The sequence below is a fragment of the Agromyces tardus genome, assembly GCF_003710805.1.
In the GTDB taxonomy this organism is placed as follows: Bacteria; Actinomycetota; Actinomycetes; order Actinomycetales; family Microbacteriaceae; genus Agromyces; species Agromyces tardus.
This window is the reverse complement of record NZ_RHHB01000031.1, coordinates 1-20,423: the sequence shown is the minus strand read 5'-3', so window position 1 is coordinate 20,423 and position 20,423 is coordinate 1. Positions and strand designations below refer to the sequence as shown.

Below are 20,423 nucleotides of genomic sequence, written 5' to 3'. Positions count from 1 at the left end.
CTCCGGCTGCGACTGCAAACGCTTGTCGTCCGCTCCCGCGTGCACGGCCCAGTGCGTGCCGCGGCGAGCGTTTCCCCATCCGCCTGCGTCACTGCGACGGACCGCGGATCGCGATGCGAACGTGATATGCGTTCACATGCGTGAGACATCCGGACCCTTAGGGTGGAGCGGTGAAGCCGATCCGCAAGTTCACCGTCCGGGCCGTCGTGCCGCCCCAGCTCAGCGCGCTCGAGGAGCTCGCCGCGAACCTCCGCTGGTCGTGGCACGAGCCGACCCGGCGGCTCTTCGAGCACATCGACCCCACGGGGTGGCAGCGATCCGACCGCGATCCCGTCGCGTTCCTGGGCGACGTCGACCCCGCCCGCCTCGAGCAGCTCGCCGGCGACGCGGGCTACGTGGAGTGGGCCGAGCGCCAGCGCGAGGACCTGCGCTCCTACCTCTCGGAGCCGCGGTGGTTCCAGTCGCTCGGTGCCGAGACGCCGCGCACGATCGCGTACTTCTCGCCCGAGTTCGGCATCGCCGACTCGCTGCCCCAGTACTCGGGCGGACTCGGCATCCTCGCCGGAGACCACCTCAAGGCGGCATCCGACCTGGGCGTGCCGCTCGTGGCCGTCGGCCTGTTCTACAAGGCCGGGTACTTCTCGCAGTCGATCTCGCCCGACGGCTGGCAGCAGGAGCGCTACCCGGCGCTCGATCCCGACGGGCTGCCCCTCGCGGTGCTGCGCCGTCCCGACGGCGCGCCCGTGCAGGTCACCCTCGCCCTGCCCGACGACCGCAGCCTGCACGCGCGCGTGTGGACGGCGTCGGTCGGCCGCATCCCGCTGCTGCTGCTCGACACCGACATCCCCGCGAACACCGACGAGCTGCGCCAGGTCACCGATCGGCTGTACGGCGGCGGCGGCGAGCACCGCTTGCAGCAGGAGCTCCTGCTCGGCATCGGCGGCGTGCGCGCGCTGCGGGCGTGGAGCGAGCTCACGGGGCGCCACGCGCCCGACGTGTTCCACATGAACGAGGGCCACGCCGGCTTCCTCGGCCTCGAGCGGATCGCCGCATACATCGGCGAGGGGCTCTCGTTCACCGAGGCGCTGCAGCTCGTGCGTGCGGGCACCGTCTTCACGACGCACACGCCCGTGCCCGCCGGCATCGACCGGTTCGACCGCGGACTCGTGAAGTCGTACCTCACGAGCGCGCTGCTGCCCGGCCTCGACCCGGCCGACGCGCTCGCGCTGGGCGTGGAGCCCGGCGCCGACCCCGCGACGAGCGCGTTCAACATGGCCATCATGGGCCTGCGCCTCGCCCAGCACGCGAACGGCGTGTCCAAGCTCCACGGCGAGGTGAGCCGCCGCATGTTCGGCGCGCTCTGGCCCGGGTTCGACGCCGAGGAGGTGCCGATCACGTCGATCACCAACGGCGTGCACGCGCCGACGTGGACGGACGCGGCCCTCCTCGGCCTCGCCGAGCAGCGCCTCGGCACCGCCGACGCCGAGCACGCCGCCTGGCTGAGCGAGGCGGTGAGCGACGCCGAGCTCTTCAGCGTGAAGCGCGGCATGCGCCTGCAGCTCGTCGAGGACGCACGCCGCCGTCTCGTGGCGGCCTGGGCCGAGCAGCACGCCGGCGCGAGCGCCCCCGACTGGGTGCACCGGGTGCTCGACCCCGACGTGCTCACCGTGGGCTTCGCCCGCCGTGTCCCCACGTACAAGCGACTCACGCTCATGCTGCAGGACCCGGAGCGGCTGAAGGCGATCCTCACGAACCCCGATCGCCCCGTGCAGTTCGTCATCGCGGGCAAGTCGCACCCGGCCGACGACGAGGGCAAGCGGCTCATCCAGCAGCTCGTGCAGTTCACGCAGCAGCCCGAGCTGCGGGAGCGCATCGTGTTCCTGCCCGACTACGACATGGGCATGGCCGAGCGTCTCTATCCCGGCTGCGACGTGTGGCTCAACAACCCGTTGCGGCCCCTCGAGGCGTGCGGCACGTCGGGCATGAAGGCCGCCATGAACGGCGCCCTGAACCTGTCGATCCTCGACGGCTGGTGGGCCGAGTTCGCCGCCGACGACCACGGCTGGGTGATCCCCACGGCGGATGCCGCGGCCGATTCCGCCGAGCGGGACAGGCTCGAGGCGGCGGCCCTCTACGACCTGCTCGAGCACCGCATCGCGCCGTCGTTCTACGAGCGCGACGCCGACGAGGTGCCCGCCGAGTGGATGGTGCGCATGCGCCGCACGCTCGCCACCCTCTCGCCCGAGCTCGGCGCCGACCGCATGGTGCGCGAGTACGTCGAGCGGCTCTACCGTCCGGCGGCCGAGCAGTCCGCCCGTGTCGGCGCGAGCGGCGCCAAGCCCGCCCGCGAACTCGCCGCCTGGAGCAACCGGGTGCGCGAGGCGTGGCCCGCGGTGCACGTCGCGCACGTCGAGTCCGGCGGGGTCGACGCGGCGCCGCACGTCGGCGACGCGCTGCACCTCCGAGCGCACGTCGCGCTCGGGTCGCTGCGGCCCGAGGACGTGTCGGTCGAGGTCGTGTACGGCCGGTCGCCCGACGACGACGTGATCGAGGCGCCCCGGCGCGTCACCCTCGAGCCGGAGGCCGGGGCCGCGACGTCGGATGCCGCGACGCGCGTGTACGCCGGCACCGTCACGCTCGACCGTGCCGGCGCGTTCGGGTACACCGTGCGCGTGGTGCCGCGGCATCCGCTGCTGCTCTCGACCGCGGAGCTGGGTCTCGTCGCGCTCGCCGGCTGACCCCGGGTCGAAGCGGCGCGCGAGCGCAACCATCTGTGCGGGTCGAGACGGCGCTGGCGCGCCTCCTCGACCCGCACAGGGGGAGGGCGGTGCGCGCCTCCGCACAGCGGGGCGGGGTCAGCGGGGCCGGGCGATCGGGGCGTAGCGGCCGTCGGTGACGGCGAGGAGGTCGTCGGGCGCGAGTTCGAGGTCGAGGCCGCGACGGCCGCCCGAGACGTAGATGGTCTCGCAGAGGATCGCCGTCTCGTCGAGCACCGTCGGCAGCGCCGTCTTCTGCCCGATGGGGCTGATGCCGCCCACGACGTAGCCGGTCTTGCGCTCCGCGACCGCGGGGTCGGCCATCTCCGCGCGCTTGCCGCCGAGCGCGCCCGCGAGCGCCTTGAGGTCGAGCTGGTCGGCGACGGGCACGATGCCCACGGCCAGCGCGCCGTCGACGGTGGCGAGGAGGGTCTTGAACACGCGGGCCGGGTCGAGCCCGAGCTTCTCGGCGGCTTCGAGCCCGTAGGCCGCCGCGCGCGGATCATGCGCGTAGGCGTGGGCCGTGAAGGCGACGCCCGCCCGGGCGAGCGCGACCGTCGCGGGAGTGCCGGCCGATGCGGCATCCGTGCGCCTGGCCATCACTCGGCCCCGAGCGCCCGGTACAGCCGCATCGACTGGGGCGACATCGGCACGGTCTCGCCGGGCTTGCGCTCCGTGGTCGCCTCGTCGCGCGGCCGCTCGTGGGCGGAGTCCCACAGCTCGAGGTAGCCCGTGACGCCCACATGGTCGGGCAGCACGACCTCGGCCTCGGTCTCGTGGGCGTGCACGACGAGCAGGATGCGATTGAGCTCCTCGAACTCGGGCGTCGAGGCCGCGAGGAACTGCAGGGTGCGCTGCGAGGGATCGTTCCAGTGGTCGATCGTCATGGTGTCGCCGTCGGCGTTGTACCAGTCCATCTGCGAGGCGCTCGGCGTCGCCGCCCCGAGCCGGCCGAACCGCACCGGCCGCAGCGCGGGGTTCTCCCGGCGCAGCCGGATGAGGCGCCGCGTGGTCGCCTCGATGCCCTCATCGCGTCCGTCCGCGTCCCACGCGAGCCAGGTGAGCTCGGAGTCATGGCAATAGGCGTTGTTGTTGCCCCGCTGCGAGCGGCCGTACTCGTCCCCGGCGGTGAGCATGGGCATGCCGGCCGACAGCAGCAGCGTGCCGAGCAGGTTCCGGATGCTGCGACGCCGCGCCGCGAGCACCTCGGCGTCGTCCGTGGGGCCCTCGACCCCGTGGTTGTACGAGTTGTTGCCGTCGGTGCCGTCGCGGTTGTCCTCGCCGTTGCCGAGGTTGTGCTTGACGTCGTAGGCGGTGAGGTCGGCGAGGGTGAAGCCGTCGTGGGCGGTGATGAAGTTGAGGCTCGCGAGCGGGCCCCGTTCGAGGGCGAAGGTGTTGGCCGAGCCCGCGAGACGTGTCGCGAACCGGCCGATGCCGCTGCCGGGCTCGCCCGCCCGCTCGCGGCGCAGGTCGCCGAGCCAGAAGTCGCGCATTCGGTCGCGGTAGCGGTCGTTCCACTCGGCGAAACCGGCGGGGAAGTTGCCCGTCTGCCAGCCGCCGGGGCCGACGTCCCACGGCTCGGCGATGAGCTTCGACGCACCGAGCACGGGGTCGGTGAGCATGCCTTGCAGCAGCGGGTGGTCGGGCGTGAACGCGCCGCGGTCGTCGCGGCCGAGGGTGGCGGCCAGGTCGAGGCGGAAGCCGTCGACCTGCAGCTCCTCGGCCCAGTAGCGCATCGAGTCGAGCACGAGCCGCACCGGCACCTCGTGGCCGAAGTCGAGGGTGTTCCCGCATCCGGTCGTGTCGACGTAGCGGCCGTGCACATCGTGCCGGTAGTACTCGGCGTTGTCGATGCCGCGGAAGCTGTAGGTGGGGCCGCGGCGGCCCTCCTCGGCGGTGTGGTTGTAGACCACGTCGAGCACGACCTCGAGCCCGGCCTCGTGCAGGCGCTTCACCATGCCCGCGAACTCGCGCCGCACCGCGTGCGGGCCCTGCGCCTGCGCGGCGGCAGTCGCGTACGCCGGATGCGGAGCGAAGAACCCGAGCGTGTTGTAGCCCCAGTAGTTGACCTGCCCCTGGCGCACGAGGCGCTCCTCGGGCACGAACGCCTGCACCGGCAGGAGCTCGACCGTGGTGACACCGAGACCGGTGAGGTACTCGAGCGAGGCGTCGTGGGCGAGCCCCGCGTACGTGCCGCGCAGTCGCGGCGGGATGGCGCGGTTGAGCTTGCTGAATCCCCGCACGTGCGCCTCGTACACGACCGTGTGGTCGAGGGGCACGCGCGGCTTCTGCGCGCCCGCCCAGTCGAACCCGCCGTCGGTGAGCGAGTCGAGCGCGACGCCGCGCCACGACCGGTCGCGTGCGGGCACCATGCCGCGCGCGTACGGATCGAGCAGGGTGTGCACCGGGTTGAACGCGTGGTCGAAGCCGCTGGGTCCGTCGACGCGCACGCCGTAGCGGGCGCCGGGCACGAGCGCGGGCGAGGAGCCCTGCCAGACGCCGTGCTCGTCGCGCTCGAGGGCGACCCGGTGGGAGGCCCAGTCGAGGTCGTCGCTCGAGAAGACGACGAGGTCGATCGCGGTCGCATTGGCCGACCAGATGCGGATGGTGCCTCCGTCCGCGCCGGTGCGGACGCCGAGGTCGCTGAGCGGATCGGCCGTGGACATGCGATCTACAGTAGTTCGTGCGGAACCGGTTCCAGATCAGGGGGAGGAGCGCATGGCAGCACGCGCCACGGTCTACCTCGACCACGCGGCCACCACGCCCATGCGCGCCGACGCGATCGCCGCGATGACGGCGGCCCTCGGCGTCGTCGGCAACCCCGCCTCGATCCACAGCGCCGGGCAGGAGGCGAAGCGCCTGCTCGAGGAGTCCCGTGAACAGGTCGCCGCGACGCTCGGCGCCGACCCGATCGAGGTCGTCTTCACGGGCAGCGGCACCGAGGCGGTGAACCTCGCGATCAAGGGGCTCTGGTGGCAGCGGCAGGCGACCGCGCCGGGCGGGTCCGGCTCGCGTCCGCGGATCCTCGTGCCCGGCGGGGAGCACCACGCCACGCTCGACACGGTCGAGTGGCTCCGGGCGCACGAGGGCGCCGTCGTCGAGGAACTGCCGCTCGACGAGCTCGGCCGGGTGCGGGTCGACGCGCTCGCCGCGGCGCTCGACCGCGACGCGGCATCCGTCGCCCTCGTCACGATGCTCTGGGCGAACAACGAGGTCGGCACGATCCAGCCCGTCGCGGAGGTCGCGCGGCTCGCGGCGGCGGCCGGCGTGCCGCTGCACGTCGACGCGATCGCCGCCTACGGCCAGCTGCCGATCGACCTGCATGCGCTGCGGGCAGCGTCGGGCGCCGGGCCGGCAACGGGGCTCGTCGCGATCAGCGTGTCGGCCCACAAGATCGGCGGCCCCGTGGGCATCGGCGCGCTCGTGCTCGACCGGTCGGCGCGCCTCGAGCCGCTCCTGCACGGCGGCGGACAGCAGCGCCGCGTGCGGTCGGGCACGCAGGACGTCGCGGCGGCGGTCGGGTTCGCGGTCGCGGCATCCGCCGTGCACGCCCGACTCGGCGAGGATGCGGCACGGATGTCGGCGCTGCGCGACCGACTCATCGCGGGCGTGCGGGCGGCCGTGCCGGACGCGCGGCTGTCGGGCGATCCCGATCCGGCGGGCCGGCTGCCCGGCAACGCGCACTTCTCGTTCCCCGGATGCGAGGGCGACTCGCTCCTCTTCCTGCTGGATGCCGCGGGCGTCGCCGTGTCGACCGGATCGGCCTGCCAGGCGGGCGTGCCCGAGCCCTCGCACGTGCTCATGGCGATGGGACGCACCGAGGAGGACGCGCGGGGGGCGCTGCGGATCACGCTCGGGCACGGGTCGACCGAGGACGACGTGGACGCGTTCCTCGCGGCGCTGCCGGCGGCATACGAGCGCGCGTCGCGGGCGGGCCTTGCGGCTCGGGCGACGTCGTTCGACCGCTGAGCGGCGGGGTCTCGATACGGCGCTGGCGCGCCTACTCGACCGGCGGCGCTGGCGCGCCTACTCGACCGGCGGCGCTGGCGCGCCTACTCGACCGGCGGGCGCTCGCGGCATCCGCCCAGAACGCCGAACGTACACTGGAACGATGCGGGTTCTTGCAGCGATGAGCGGCGGCGTCGACAGCGCCGTGGCCGCTGCGCGCGCCGTCGAGGCGGGGCACGACGTCGTCGGCGTGCACCTCGCGCTCAGCCGGATGCCCGGCACCCTGCGCACGGGCAGCCGCGGCTGCTGCACGATCGAGGACTCGATGGACGCCCAGCGCGCCGCGAACGTGCTCGGCATCCCGTATTACGTGTGGGACTTCTCCGAGCGGTTCAAGGCCGACGTCGTCGACGACTTCATCGCCGAATATACGGCCGGCCGCACGCCCAACCCCTGCATGCGCTGCAACGAGCGCATCAAGTTCGCCGCGCTGCTCGAGAAGGCGCTCGCGCTCGGCTTCGACGCCGTGGCCACGGGCCACTACGCGAAGATCGAGACGGATGCCGCGGGCAACCGCGAACTGCACCGCGCGAGCGCGTGGGCCAAGGACCAGAGCTACGTGCTCGGCGTGCTCACCGCCGAGCAGCTCGCGCACGCGTACTTCCCGCTCGGCGACACCCCCTCGAAGCAGCTCGTGCGCGAGGAGGCCGCACGGCGCGGACTGAGCGTCGCGCAGAAGCCCGACTCGCACGACATCTGCTTCATCCCCGATGGCGACACGCGCGGCTGGCTCGCCGAGCGGGTCGGCACCGAGACGGGCGACATCGTCGACCGCGCGGGCGCCGTCGTCGGCTCGCACGAGGGCGCGCACGCCTACACGGTGGGCCAGCGTCGCGGCCTGCACCTCGGCACGCCCGCGCCCGACGGACGCCCCCGCTTCGTGCTCGAGGTGCGTCCGAAGCAGAACACGGTCGTCGTCGGACCCAAGGAGGCGCTCGCGATCGCCGAGATCGCCGGCTCCCGCTTCACGTGGGCGGGGGAGCCGCCGGCCGATCCCGCCGAGCCGTTCGCGTGCGAGGTGCAGATCCGCGCGCACGCGGACCCGGTGCCCGCGATCGCAAGGGTGTCCACGGATGCCGCCGGCTCCGCCGAGCTCGTCGTCACGCCCGAGACCCCGCTCGACGGCGTCGCGCCCGGGCAGACCGCCGTCGTCTACGTCGGCACGCGCGTGCTCGGGCAGTGCACGATCGACCGCACGGTGAGCGCCGTGCCGGTCGACGCCTGAGCGCCCGATCCCGCGAGCGTCGCTCGCGCGTGTTGCGCGGTCGTCCGCGCCGTGTCAAGGCCTCTCGGTCGCGGCATCCCCTCGCGTAGATTCTCGGTCGCGCCACACCCCGGCGCGCAGAGGCGACAACGAGGAGGAACACAGTGAGTACCCCGCGAGAACCCGCCGAACGTCCCGTCGACCAGTCCGTGCCGGTGGCGAGCGACACCAGGGCGATGCCCGTCGACCGGAACGCGGACGGCATCGACGACCGCAACCAGGTCGTCGACCGGAACCGCGACGGCATCGACGACCGCAACCAGGTCGTCGACCGGAGCCGCGACGGCATCGACGACCGCAACGAGGTGGCCGACCGCCGCGTCGTGGCCGACCCCACCGCCGAGCGGCGGGAAGTCGTCGGCCGCCAGCGGGAGGCCTTCGGCGGCGTGAAGATCGGCTCCGCCTTCTTCGGGTGGCTCACCGCCACCGGAACCGCCGTGATCCTGACCGCGCTCCTCGCCGCCACGGGTGCGGCGCTCGGGCTCGGCGTCATCGATGCCACCGACAGCACCGCCGCCGGGGCGACGGTTCCGACCGACACGATCGGGTGGATCGGCGCGATCGCGCTGCTCGTCATCCTGTTCGTGTCGTACTGGTGCGGCGGCTACGTCGCCGGGCGCATGGCGCGCTTCAACGGCTTCATCCAGGGCCTCGCCGTGTGGGTCTGGGCGCTCGTCATCGCGATCGTCGTGGCCCTGCTCAGCGTGGTCCTCGGCAGCCAGTACGACGTGCTCGGCAACCTGAACAGCTTCCCGCGCATCCCCGTGAGCGAGGGCCAGCTGACGCTCGCGGGCATCATCACGGCGGCCATCGTCGTGGTCGCGAGCCTCGGCGGTGCGATCCTCGGCGGCAAGGCCGGCACGCACTACCACCGCAAGGTCGACCGCGCGGGCTTCGTCGACGCGCGGTAGGTTCCCTGCGCGCGACCGCGTCCGCCCGCGGCATCCGTCGATCGGATGCCGCGGGCGGACGTGTGCCGCATCCGATCCAATCCGTCGATGCGACCGCGACGAACACCTCTCAGGCGGCCGCTCCGACCGCCTCGAACAAGGAGGTTCACATGCGTACTCGCACTCGCACCCTCGCCGTGGCCGGCATCCTCGGCCTCGCGGCCAGCCTCACCCTGGCCGGTCCCGCTGTCGCGGCCGAAACCGACGGCAGCAACTGCTGGGGCGTCGTCTCGGCCCAGGCGGCCCGCTCCGACGGCGGGCTCGGCTCCCACTCGAGCTCGTTCGACGAGCCGCGCCTCGGAATCGGCAACGTCGCACGGCTCTTCGGCGTCGACGGCCCCGGCGGACTGGGCTCCCTGCTGGCCTCGATCGACGGCAACGACGCGACCTACTGCTGACGCGACGCCCGAGCCGACCGGGCAGGCCGCCGCGGTGGCGTGCCCGGTCCGAGCGTCGGCGGTCCTCCCTAGACTTGGGCGCGTGGACGCCGACATCGACACCGCCCTGAGCCTCACCGACGCCGCCGACGAGGTCGAGCAGCTCACGATCCGCATCAACGAGGCGCGCGACGCGTACTACGAGCGCGACACCGTCATCATCTCCGACGCCGAGTACGACGGCCTTATGCACCGGCTCGAGGAGCTCGAGCGCACCTACCCCCAGCTGCAGAGCCAGGACAGCCCCACCCTCACCGTCGGCGGCCGCGGCGAGACCACGCTCTTCGCCCCCGTCGAGCATGCCGAGCGCATGCTGAGCCTCGACAACGTCTTCTCGGCCGACGAGCTCGCCGAGTGGGCGGCCCGCGCCGAGGCATCCGCCGGTCGCGCAGTGCACTGGCTGTGCGAGCTCAAGATCGACGGGCTCGCGATCAACCTCCGCTACGAGCGCGGGAGGCTCGTATCGGCCGCGACCCGCGGCGACGGCCGGGTGGGCGAAGACGTCACCGAGAACGTGCGGTTCATCCCCGGCATCCCGGCGCGCCTCGCGGGCGAGGGCCACCCCGCGCTCGTCGAGGTGCGTGGCGAGGTGTTCTTCCCCACGGCGGCGTTCGACGACCTGAACGCGCACCAGGCCGAGGCGGGCGAGCGCGAGTTCGCCAACCCCCGCAACGCGGCGAGCGGATCGCTGCGCCAGAAGGCCGAGGGCAAGAACGCGGCGCAGCTCGAGCTCATGCACGCGCGGCTCGGCCGGTTGCAGATGCTCGTGCACGGCATCGGCGCGTGGCCGAATCCGCCGGTGTCGGCGCAGTCCGAGGTCTACGAGCTCCTGCGCGGCTGGGGCCTGCCCACCTCCACGCGGTATCGCGTGGTCGACGGCATCGCCGGCGTGCAGGAGTTCGTGGCCTACTACGGCGAGCACCGGCACTCGGTCGAGCACGAGATCGACGGCGTCGTCGTGAAGGTCGACGAGCTCGCGCTGCACGACGAGCTCGGCGCCACGAGTCGTGCGCCGCGGTGGGCGATCGCCTACAAGTACCCGCCCGAGCAGGTCAACACGAAGCTCCTCGACATCGTCGTGAGCGTCGGGCGCACCGGGCGTGCCACGCCCTTCGCCGTGATGGAGCCCGTGCGCGTCGCCGGCTCCGTGGTGCGCCAGGCCACCCTCCACAACCAAGACGTCGTGAAGGCCAAAGGCGTGCTCATCGGCGACACCATCGTGCTGCGCAAGGCGGGCGACGTCATCCCCGAGGTGCTCGGCCCGGTGGTCGAGCTGCGCGACGGGTCCGAGCGCCCGTTCGTCATGCCGGCGGAGTGCCCCGAGTGCGGCACGCCGCTGCGGGCGATGAAGGAGGGCGACATCGACCTGCGCTGCCCGAACGCGCGGGCATGTCCGGCGCAGGTGCGCGGCCGGGTCGAGCACATCGGCTCGCGCGGGGCGCTCGACATCGAGGCCCTCGGCGAGGTGTCGGCGGCCGCGCTCACCCAGCCCCGGGTGCCCGCCGAGCCGCCGCTGCCCACCGAGGCCGGACTCTTCGACCTGACGGTCGACGACCTCACGCCCATCGAGGTCGTCGTGCGCGACGCCGAGACGGGCCTCGAGAAGCTCGAGGAGGACGGCACCGCGAGGGTGCGGGCGCCCTTCCGCCGCAACCCCAGCGCCGCCGAGAAGAAGCAGGGCGTCGTGGGCCCGCAGCCGTCGGCGAGCGGCCTCAAGCTCATCGACGAGATCCGGAAGGCGAAGACGAAGCCGCTCTGGCGCATCCTCGTCTCGCTCAACATCCGGCACGTCGGCCCGGTCGCCGCCCGCGCGCTCGCCGACCACTTCGGCTCCCTCGACGCGATCCGGGCGGCCTCCCGCGAGGAGCTCGCGGAGGTCGAGGGCGTGGGGCCCATCATCGCCGACGCCGTGCTCGACTGGTTCGAGGTCGACTGGCACCGCGACATCGTCGAGCGCTGGGCCGCCGCAGGCGTGCAGTTCGCGACGCCCGGCCACCCCGGCCCGGGGGCGGCGGCGGCATCCGGCGGCGTGCTCGCGGGGCTCACGGTGGTCGCCACGGGCTCGCTCGAGGGCTTCACCCGCGAGGGAGCGCAGGAGGCTATCATCGCCGCAGGCGGCAAGGCCGCGTCGAGCGTCTCCAAGAACACCGACTTCGTGGCAGCCGGCCCCGGGGCGGGATCGAAGCTCGCCAAGGCCGAGGCGCTCGGCATCCGGGTACTCGACGCCGCACAGTTCGCGGTGCTCGTGACGAAGGGGCCTGCGGCGCTCGACGAGTGAACGGCGGGGTGGATGACATCGAACGACGAGGCGTCGGCGCACGGTGCCGGGAGCGACGACACCACGGGCGCGCACGATGAACCGTCCGCGCGCGGCGCAACCCGTCGCGACTTCCTGAAGATCGGGGGCGTGGCGGGCGCGACCGCGGTGGTCGCCGGCGGTGCCGCGGCAGCAGCCGGTGGCGCGGTGGGCCACTCGCTGGGGGTCACCGAGGGCGCCGAGGGCTTCGCGCCCGTCTCCACGCCCATCCCGGCTCGGCACTCGCCGGGCTTCGACCACCTCGTCGTGCTCATGGGCGAGAACCGCTCGTTCGACAACCTGCTCGGCTGGCTCTACGGGCCCGACGACCTGCCCGACGGCGCGAGCTTCGACGGACTCGCCTTCGGCAGCTACTCCAACACGAGCCCCGACGGCGAGGTGATCGCGGCGCACGTCTACGACGGCGGCACCGACACGATCATGAGCCGCCCGCATCCCGACCCGGGCGAGGAGTACCCGCACGTCAACACCCAGCTCTTCGGCACCATCCGGCCCGCGTCGAACGGCACGGCCCCGGTCGAGAAGATGACGGCGCCGTACAACGCGCCCGACGACGGTGCGTCCGCCACGATGCAGGGCTTCCTCGTCGACTACGCGAACCACGTCGAGCACGAGGTGCACGCGTCGGGGCACCGCGACATCCGCCAGATCATGGGCTCGTTCTCGCCGCAGATGCTGCCGGTGCTCTCGACGCTCGCGAAGGGCTTCGCGGTCTACGACGCCTGGCACTGCGCGGTGCCGTCGCAGACGTTCTGCAACCGGTCGTTCTTCCACGCCTCCACGTCGCACGGCTTCGTGACCAACCGCGGCGGCGACGGCTACCGCAAGTGGCTCGACGCGAAGGCGACCCCCACGATCTTCAACCGCCTCGAGGAGGCCGGGCTCGACTGGCGCATCTACTTCGACGCGGTGCAGCTCGTCTCCCTGACCGGCATCATCCACGCGCCCGCGCTCGAGAAGTACTGGCGCACCGAGCACTTCGCCACCATGGAGCAGTTCTACGACGACGTCGAGAACGGCACCCTCCCGCCGTACGCCTTCATCGAGCCGCGCCTGGTGTACGACCACAACGACTTCCACCCGCCCGTCGGGCCGCTCCGCGAGTCCGAGGTCGACGGCGCCGAGGTGACCGACAGCGCCGTCTCCGACGTGCGCGCGGGCGAGGTGCTCATCCACGACGTGTACTCGGCGATCCGGGAGAGCGCCACGACGGGCGGGTCCAACGCACTCAACACGATGCTGCTCATCACCTTCGACGAGCACGGCGGCACCTACGACCACGTGCCCCCGCCCGCTGCCACCCCGCCGCATCCCGACGCGAAGCCCGGTGAGATGGGCTTCACCTTCGACCGGCTCGGCTGCCGCGTGCCCGCCATCGCCATCTCGGCGTACACCGCGGCCGGCACGGTCGTGAACGACACGATGCACCACGGGTCCGTCATCGCGACGCTCAGCAAGCTGCACAAGCTGAAGCCGCTCACGAAGCGCGACGAGGGCGCCCCCGACCTCGGCAACGCCGTGAACCTCGACCACCCGCGGCATCCGCTCACCTGGCCGGCGACCACGCCCCAGTACACGCCGCCGAACCCCGAGTCCGCGAAGCCGCATCCGGCCGACGCCCAGCGCACCGCCCCCCTCAGCCCGCCCGCCCGCGGGCTCCTCGGCATGCTCATCGCCAAGTACGGCGACGGCTCGGAGCCCGAACCGCAGACCTACGGCGACGCGTACGACCTGCTCCAGAAGTACGGCATCGGCCTGTTCGGCGCACCGCGGTAGCCCGGCGCGCCCCGATAGAATCGGGTGCATCCCCACCACGACACGACGGAGCAGCATGTCCGAAATCAGCGCCGAGCAGGTCGCGCACCTCGCGAACCTCGCGAGGATCGCCCTCACCGACGAAGAGATCCAGCACCTCACGACGGAGCTCGGCCAGATCATGCAGGCCGTCGAGAAGGTGAGCGAGGTCGCCACGCCCGACGTGCCGCCCACGAGCCACCCCATCCCGCTGCGCAACGTCATGCGCGACGACGTCGTCGGCGACACTGTGCTCACCACCGAGCAGGCGCTCGCGGGCGCGCCCGAGCACGACGACACGCGCTTCGTGGTCTCCGCGATCCTGGGGGAGGAGCAGTGAGCGACCTGATCCGCCTCAGCGCCGCAGAGCTCGGCGCGAAGCTCGCCTCGGGCGAGGTGTCGTCCGTCGAGGCGACCCGCGCCCACCTCGACCGCATCGCCGCCGTCGACGGTGCGGTGCACGCGTTCCTCCACGTGAACGAGGCCGCCCTCGACGCGGCATCCGACATCGACCGTCGCCGTGCCGCCGGCGAGGAGCTCGGCCCGCTCGCCGGCGTGCCGATCGCCATCAAGGACGTCCTGGTCACCACCGGCATGCCGTCGACCTCGGGCTCGCGCATCCTCGAGGGCTGGATCCCGCCCTATGACGCGACTCCCGTGCGCAAGGTGCGCGAGGCCGGCATGGTCCCGCTCGGCAAGACGAACATGGACGAGTTCGCGATGGGCTCCTCCACCGAGCACTCGGCCTACGGCCCGACCCACAACCCGTGGGACCTCGATCGCATCCCCGGCGGCTCCGGTGGCGGCTCCGCTGCGGCCGTCGCGGCCTTCGAGGCGCCGATCGCGCTCGGCAGCGACACCGGCGGCTCGATCCGCCAGCCCGCGCACGTCACGGGCACGGTCGGCGTGAAGCCCACCTACGGCGGCGTCAGCCGCTACGGCTCCATCGCCCTCGCCTCCTCGCTCGACCAGGTCGGCCCGGTCTCGCGCACGGTGCTCGACTCGGCGCTGCTGCACGACGTCATCGCGGGGCACGACCCGCTCGACTCCACGTCGATCTCCGACCCGTGGCCGTCGATGGCCGAGGCGGTGCGGCGAGCGGATGTCTCGGGCCTGCGCATCGGCGTCGTGAAGGAGCTCGACACCGACGGCTTCCAGGCCGGCGTGCGCTCGCGCTTCCACGAGGCGCTCGAGCTGCTCGAGCGCAACGGCGCCGAGATCGTCGAGGTCAGCACCCCGAACTTCGAGTACGCCGTCGCGGCGTACTACCTGATCATGCCCGCCGAGGCGTCCTCGAACCTCGCGAAGTTCGACTCCGTGCGGTTCGGCCTGCGCGTCACCCCCGAGGGCGGCGGCACGGTCGAGCAGGTCATGGCGGCCACGCGCGAGGCCGGCTTCGGGCCCGAGGTCAAGCGCCGCGTCATCCTCGGCACCTATGCGCTCTCGGCCGGCTACTACGACGCCTACTACGGCAGCGCGCAGAAGGTGCGCACGCTCGTGCAGCGCGACTTCGACGCGGCGTTCGCGAACGTCGACGTGCTCGCCACCCCCACGGCGCCCACGACGGCGTTCCGCCTGGGCGAGAAGCTCGACGATCCGCTCGCCATGTACCTCAACGACGTCGCGACCATTCCCGCGAACCTCGCCGGAGTCCCCGGCATCTCGCTGCCCGCGGGTCTCGCGCCCGAAGACGGCCTGCCCGTCGGCATCCAGTTCCTCGCGCCCGCTCGCGAGGACGCCCGGCTCTACAACGTCGGCGGCGCGCTCGAGGCGCTGCTCGTCGACCGGTGGGGCGGCCCGTTGCTGAACCAGGCCCCCGACCTGTCCACCCACGAACTCAAGGCGACCGAGGAGGGCGTGGTCTGATGGCGCGCGCTGCACTGATGGACTTCGACGAGGCGCTCGAGCGCTTCGACCCGGTGATCGGGCTCGAGGTGCACGTCGAGCTCAACACGACGACGAAGATGTTCTCGTCGGCGCCGAACCCGGCGAACTCCGCGTTCCACGGCGCCGAGCCAAACACGCTCATCACCCCCGTGTGCCTCGGCCTGCCGGGCTCGCTGCCCGTGGTGAACGGCACCGCCGTGCGCTACTCGATCAGCCTCGGCCTCGCGCTCGGCTGCGAGATCGCCCCGTCGAGCCGCTTCGCGCGCAAGAACTACTTCTACCCCGACCTCGCGAAGAACTACCAGATCTCGCAGTACGACGAGCCCATCGCGTTCGACGGATCGGTCGAGGTCGAGCTCGAGAACGGCCGCACCTTCACCGTGCCGATCGAGCGCGCGCACATGGAGGAGGACGCGGGCAAGCTCACGCACGTCGGCGGCTCCACCGGCCGCATCCAGGGCGCCGAGTACTCGCTCGTCGACTACAACCGCGCGGGCGTGCCGCTCGTCGAGATCGTCACGCGTCCCATCGAGGGCGCGGGGGCGGATGCGCCCGCGCTCGCGCGCGCGTACGTGTCGACGATCCGCGACATCGTGCTCTCGCTCGGCATCTCCGAGGCGCGCATGGAGCGCGGCAACCTGCGCTGCGACGCCAACGTCTCGCTCCGCCCGCGCGGCGAGCAGAAGTACGGCACGCGCACCGAGACGAAGAACGTCAACTCGATGCGCTCGATCGAGCGCGCGGTGCGCTACGAGATCCAGCGCCAGGCGGCGATCCTCGCCGGCGGCGGCACGATCACGCAGGAGACGCGCCACTGGCACGAGGACACCGGCACGACGAGCGCGGGCCGCCCCAAGTCCGACGCCGACGACTACCGGTACTTCCCCGAGCCCGACCTGCTCCCCGTGGAGCCCACGGCCGAGCTGATCGACGAGCTGCGCGCCGCGCTCCCGGAGCCGCCTGCCGCCCGACGTCGCCGCCTGAAGGGCGAGTGGGGCTTCACCGATCTCGAGTTCCAGGACGTCGTGAACGGCGGCCTGCTGGTCGAGGTCGCCGAGACCGTCGCCGCGGGCGCGTCGCCCGCTGCCGCGCGCAAGTGGTGGACCGGCGAGCTCACCCGCGTCGCGAACGCGCGCGAGACGGATGCCGCGTCGCTCGCGTCGCCGGCCCAGGTCGCCGAGCTCGCGGCGCTCGTCGATGAGGGCGTGCTCACCGACCGGCTCGCGCGCCAGGTGCTCGAGGGCGTCGCCGCGGGCGAGGGATCGCCCCGCGAGATCGTCGAGGCTCGCGGCCTCGCGGTCGTCTCCGACGACGGCGCGCTCATCGCCGCGATCGACGACGCACTCGCCTCGCAGCCCGACGTGCTCGCGAAGATCCGCGACGGCAAGGTGCAGGCGGCGGGCGCCGTCATCGGCGCCGTCATGAAGGCGATGCAGGGCAAGGCGGATGCCGCGCGCGTGCGCGAGCTCGTGCTGGAGCGCGCCCAGGGCTGAGCGGCGACGACTACGGGCTCACGGTGCTCGGCCCGCGCTCGCGGGGGCGGGCCGGCACCGGTCGCTGCAGGAGCACGGCCGCCGTGAGCAGCAGGGCGCTCGACGCGGCCACGGTGAACCCCAGCCCCGCGACGATCACGGCGAACGGCGGGAGCACCATGCAGGCGGCCGCGATGCCGGTGGACCAGTCTGCGGCGGGCGAGTCGAGGGGCGCAGGGCGTTCGAGGCGTCCCACGAGCGCCGAGATCCCGGCGAGCACGAGGGCCATGAGCGCCAGGATCACCGGGCGCGTGAACCACCAGGCCGGCGAGCCCGACGCGGGCATCGGCAGCGGGGTCAGCAGGAGCAGTCCGACCACGAGCGCGAGCACCGGCAGGTGCCACAGGTAGATGGTCACGAGGCGGGACCCGACGGTCGCCACGACGAACCGCACGATGCGCACCGACGCCAGACGCTCGAGGGCGGGATACGCGAGCACGAGGAGGCACGTCTGCCCAACCGCGAGCGCCACGAGGGCGAACGTCGGCGGATTCAGGTTGTCCAGCATGTTCCCGGGGTACCCGAGCTCGACGAGTCCGGCGAGCAGCAGGTAGGCGGCGACGGCGATCGCGAGGATCGTGCGTCTCCGCCGCGCCCGGAACCATCCGTCGGCCACCCAGAAGCCCAGCTGCTGCGCGAACAGCCACACGAACGTCATGTTGAGCAGGCCGAGTGCCTCGATGCCGGTGACGAACCGCAGCACGTCGAACAGCAGCGCGCCGCCGGCCAGGGCCGCGAGCGTCCGCCCCGGTGCCTGCGTGTGGAACGTCGCGAGCCCCGGCAGGTAGGCCTGTGCGAACGCATAGGCCGCGAGGAACCACAACGGTGACGAGACACCGAGGGCGATGAATCGGATCGCCGCGGGGTCGACGCCGGTGAGGTGCATCACCAGCACGGCGAGCGCGAGGGCGGCGAACAGGGCGATCGACGGTCGCGCGAGGCGCAGGACGCGGGAGCGGATGAATTCCGCCGCCGTCCCGCCCGCCGCCTCAAGCCGTCGCCACGCTCCGATGCCGGCGAAGCCGCCCACGACGAAGAAGAGGGGCATGACCTGCGCGACCCACGAGACCGGTGCCACCCAGTTCGTCTCCAGGAGCGTGCGCTCGACCACGAGGCCGCGACCCGGCACGATCGCCGCGCCGATCATGAGCAGGTGGCCCACCACGACGATGATGACGCAGAGCACCCGCACGAGGTCGATCACGGGGTCGCGGGCCGCTCCGGCGACCCGAACCGGCGTGGGGCGCGGTGCGCTCGACTCGCTCACGGGCCCCTCCGACTCGACGCTGACTGGGCTGGTCCTGGCGCAAGTCTGGCACGACCTCGCACACCGGCGCGGCGTTGGCGTCGACGACACGGCGAGCGACCGCGACGCTCACAGGTTCCTCCCTGTGGCGATCCGTAGATTGGTCGTCCCCTGAGCGATTGACGAGGACATCATGGGCTTCCTGGACCGACTGTTCGGAGCATCCGACGAGCGCACCGCACCGCCGCCGCCGGTGCCGCAGGCCCGCCGGCTGAGCGAGGACGAGCTCGCCATCGAGCGTTACCGCTACCTGCTGCGCACGGCCCCGCCGGAGTCCATCGAGGCGGTGCACGCCGAGGCGTTCGCGAAGCTCACCCCCGAGCAACGCGCGCAGGTGTTCCGCACCCTCTCCGAGGAAGCGCCGGCCGGGGAGCGCATCGTCTCGGACGAGCCGGGCGCCCTCGCCCGGGCGGCGACACGCCAGGAGCTCCGGTCGCCCGGCAGCATGGAGCGCGCCTTCTCCGGGATGCCCGCCGCAAACGGGCGCCCCATGCAGGCGGGCCCGTCGATGGGGTCGATGATCGGCAGTTCCATGCTCGGCACGATCGCCGGCGTCGTGATCGGCTCAGCGATCGCGCAGGCGTTCCTTCCCGACCCGTCGTCGTTCGACGCGGGCGGCGACTCGGGTGATGCGGGCGCCGACTCGGGTGATGCGGGCTCGGACGCGAGCGCGGATGCATCCGGGGACACCGGCGGCGACTTCGGCGGGGACGCGGGAGGTGACGTCGGCGGCGGCGACTTCGGCGGTGGCGACTTCGGCGGTGGCGATTTCGGCGGTGGCGGCTTCGGCGACTTCGGCGGCGGCGACTTCGGCGGGTTCTGAGCGGTCCTGCGCGGCATCCGGGCGTGGCGCCTCGGCACCGGCGACGTGCGCCCGATGACGGCGGTCGCGGATAGGGTCGCAGCATGAGCAAGCAGGACGGCTCGTCGCGCCAGGTCACCACCGGCCCGGTCGACGATTCGGCGACCCCGATCCTGCACGTCGACATGGACGCGTTCTTCGTGTCGGTCGAGCTCCTCCGCCGGCCCGAGCTGCGCGGAAAGCCCGTGCTGGTCGGCGGCACCGCCGGCCGCGGCGTCGTCGCCGCCGCCAGCTACGAGGCGCGACGGTATGGGGTCAACTCGGCGATGCCGATGTCGCTCGCACTGCAGCGGTGTCCCAACGCGATCGTGCTGCGTGGCGACTACGCGCGCTACTCCGAGTACTCGAAGCGGGTCATGGCGATCTTCGAACAGCTCACCCCGCTCGTCGAGCCGCTCTCGATCGACGAGGCCTTCCTCGACGTGTCCGGCGCGCGGCGCCTGCACGGGAGTCCCGCCGAGATCGCGTGGACGATTCGCGAGCGCGTGCGCGCCGAGACGGGCCTCACGTGCTCGGTGGGCGTCGCGGCCACCAAGTACGTCGCCAAGGTCGCCTCGAGCCGCGCCAAGCCCGACGGCATGCTCGTGGTCCCGGCATCCGAGACCGTCGCGTTCCTGCACCCGCTGCCGGTCTCCGCGCTGTGGGGCGTGGGGCGGGTCACCGAGCAGTCGCTCGCTCGGCTCGGGTTGCGCACGGTCGGCGACGTCGCCGCGATGCCCGCCGACGCGCTCACCCGGGCGGTCGGCCCGTCGCTCGCGGCTCGGCTCGCGCGGCTCGCCAATGGCGACGATCCCCGCGACGTCACGACCGAACGAGTCGAGAAGAGCATCGGGCACGAGGTCACGTTCCACCACGACCTCGTCGACCCCGACCAGATCGCGCGCGAACTCCTGCGGCTCGCCGCCGATGTGGGCGCCCGGCTGCGCAAGGCCCGCCTGGTCGGCCGCACCGTCACGCTCAAGCTCCGCTACGGCGACTTCACGACCGTCACCCGGTCGCGTACCCTGTCCGAGCCCACGGATGTCGCGCGCCGCATCTACGACGAGGCGGCCGCCGCGCTCACCGGGCTGGTGGGCGACGGGGAGCGGGTGCGGCTCATCGGCGTGCGCGCCGAGCAGCTGCGCCCCACGGGCGACGGCGCGCTGCTCTGGGACCCCGACGAGGAGTGGCGCGACGCCGAGCGCACGATCGACGAGGTCGCAGCGCGTTTCGGTCGAGGCGCCGTGCGTCCTGCCGCGCTCGTGCGGCCCGCCGGCGAGGGCGCGCGCGCCGCGCGGCGCGCCGGCTCGCGTGGCGCGGGCACCGCGGGC

15 protein-coding genes are annotated in these 20,423 nt (G+C 72.9%); 12 read left to right on the top strand and 3 right to left on the bottom strand.

Annotated elements, in window-relative coordinates; genetic code table 11:
• Positions 1 to 170 precede the first annotated feature (170 nt).
• The gene (gene glgP, locus EDM22_RS13610; protein WP_122937632.1) at positions 171 to 2,738 is read left to right on the top strand and encodes an alpha-glucan family phosphorylase; all 2,568 of its coding nucleotides are present in this window, start codon (positions 171 to 173) and stop codon (positions 2,736 to 2,738) included.
• A gap of 117 nt (positions 2,739 to 2,855) precedes the next feature.
• Here glgP and ybaK read toward each other — a convergent pair whose 3' ends face one another.
• Complete coding sequence (ybaK, locus tag EDM22_RS13605; protein ID WP_122937631.1) at positions 2,856 to 3,356, bottom strand: Cys-tRNA(Pro) deacylase; 501 nt, start codon at positions 3,354 to 3,356, stop codon at positions 2,856 to 2,858.
• On the bottom strand, positions 3,356 to 5,422 hold the full coding sequence (glgX, locus tag EDM22_RS13600) for a glycogen debranching protein GlgX (protein ID WP_122937630.1): 2,067 nt from the start codon (positions 5,420 to 5,422) through the stop codon (positions 3,356 to 3,358). The genes ybaK and glgX overlap by 1 nt, the downstream gene beginning before the upstream one ends.
• A 52-nt stretch (positions 5,423 to 5,474) precedes the next feature.
• Between glgX and EDM22_RS13595 the strand changes: the two genes are divergently transcribed.
• The 9 genes from EDM22_RS13595 to gatB all read left to right on the top strand — a co-directional run bounded on the left by EDM22_RS13595 (position 5,475) and on the right by gatB (position 16,906).
• Entirely contained in the window at positions 5,475 to 6,725 is a 1,251-nt protein-coding gene (locus tag EDM22_RS13595) for a cysteine desulfurase family protein (RefSeq protein WP_122937629.1), read from the top strand.
• A 142-nt stretch (positions 6,726 to 6,867) separates the two neighbouring features.
• Positions 6,868 to 7,989, top strand: a complete 1,122-nt coding sequence (gene mnmA, locus EDM22_RS13590; RefSeq protein WP_122937628.1) for a tRNA 2-thiouridine(34) synthase MnmA — start codon at positions 6,868 to 6,870, stop codon at positions 7,987 to 7,989.
• Between the two features lie 143 nt (positions 7,990 to 8,132).
• Positions 8,133 to 8,939 carry a YrzE family protein gene (locus tag EDM22_RS13585; protein WP_245989383.1) on the top strand — a complete coding sequence of 269 codons (807 nt, stop codon included), beginning with the start codon at positions 8,133 to 8,135 and terminating at the stop codon, positions 8,937 to 8,939.
• Positions 8,940 to 9,088: 149 nt separating this feature from the next.
• Positions 9,089 to 9,376, top strand: coding sequence for a hypothetical protein (locus tag EDM22_RS20070; protein ID WP_245989382.1), 288 nt, complete (start codon positions 9,089 to 9,091; stop codon positions 9,374 to 9,376).
• Between the two features lie 82 nt (positions 9,377 to 9,458).
• Positions 9,459 to 11,693 (top strand): NAD-dependent DNA ligase LigA, encoded by a 2,235-nt coding sequence (gene ligA / locus EDM22_RS13580; protein WP_245989381.1) that lies wholly within the window; start codon positions 9,459 to 9,461, stop codon positions 11,691 to 11,693.
• Positions 11,694 to 11,705: 12 nt separating this feature from the next.
• Complete coding sequence (locus EDM22_RS13575; RefSeq protein WP_122937627.1) at positions 11,706 to 13,508, top strand: alkaline phosphatase family protein; 1,803 nt, start codon at positions 11,706 to 11,708, stop codon at positions 13,506 to 13,508.
• 55 nt (positions 13,509 to 13,563) lie between these two features.
• Complete coding sequence (gatC, locus tag EDM22_RS13570) at positions 13,564 to 13,866, top strand: Asp-tRNA(Asn)/Glu-tRNA(Gln) amidotransferase subunit GatC (RefSeq protein ID WP_122937626.1); 303 nt, start codon at positions 13,564 to 13,566, stop codon at positions 13,864 to 13,866.
• A complete protein-coding gene (gene gatA / locus EDM22_RS13565; RefSeq protein WP_122937625.1) occupies positions 13,863 to 15,392 on the top strand; it encodes an Asp-tRNA(Asn)/Glu-tRNA(Gln) amidotransferase subunit GatA in 1,530 nt (509 codons plus the stop codon). Before gatC ends, gatA begins: the two co-directional genes overlap by 4 nt.
• Positions 15,392 to 16,906: an Asp-tRNA(Asn)/Glu-tRNA(Gln) amidotransferase subunit GatB gene (gene gatB, locus EDM22_RS13560; protein ID WP_122937624.1), complete on the top strand. Its 1,515-nt coding sequence runs from the start codon at positions 15,392 to 15,394 to the stop codon at positions 16,904 to 16,906. The genes gatA and gatB overlap by 1 nt, the downstream gene beginning before the upstream one ends.
• Positions 16,907 to 16,916: 10 nt before the next feature.
• Here gatB and EDM22_RS13555 read toward each other — a convergent pair whose 3' ends face one another.
• Entirely contained in the window at positions 16,917 to 18,212 is a 1,296-nt protein-coding gene (locus tag EDM22_RS13555) for an acyltransferase family protein (protein ID WP_170964140.1), read from the bottom strand.
• A 172-nt stretch (positions 18,213 to 18,384) separates the two neighbouring features.
• On the opposite strand from EDM22_RS13555, the gene EDM22_RS13550 reads away from it, so the two are divergent.
• Entirely contained in the window at positions 18,385 to 19,074 is a 690-nt protein-coding gene (locus tag EDM22_RS13550) for a hypothetical protein (RefSeq protein ID WP_122937622.1), read from the top strand.
• Positions 19,075 to 19,157: 83 nt separating this feature from the next.
• On the top strand, positions 19,158 to 20,423 hold a 1,266-nt coding region (locus tag EDM22_RS13545; RefSeq protein ID WP_122937621.1), incomplete at its 3' end, for a DNA polymerase IV.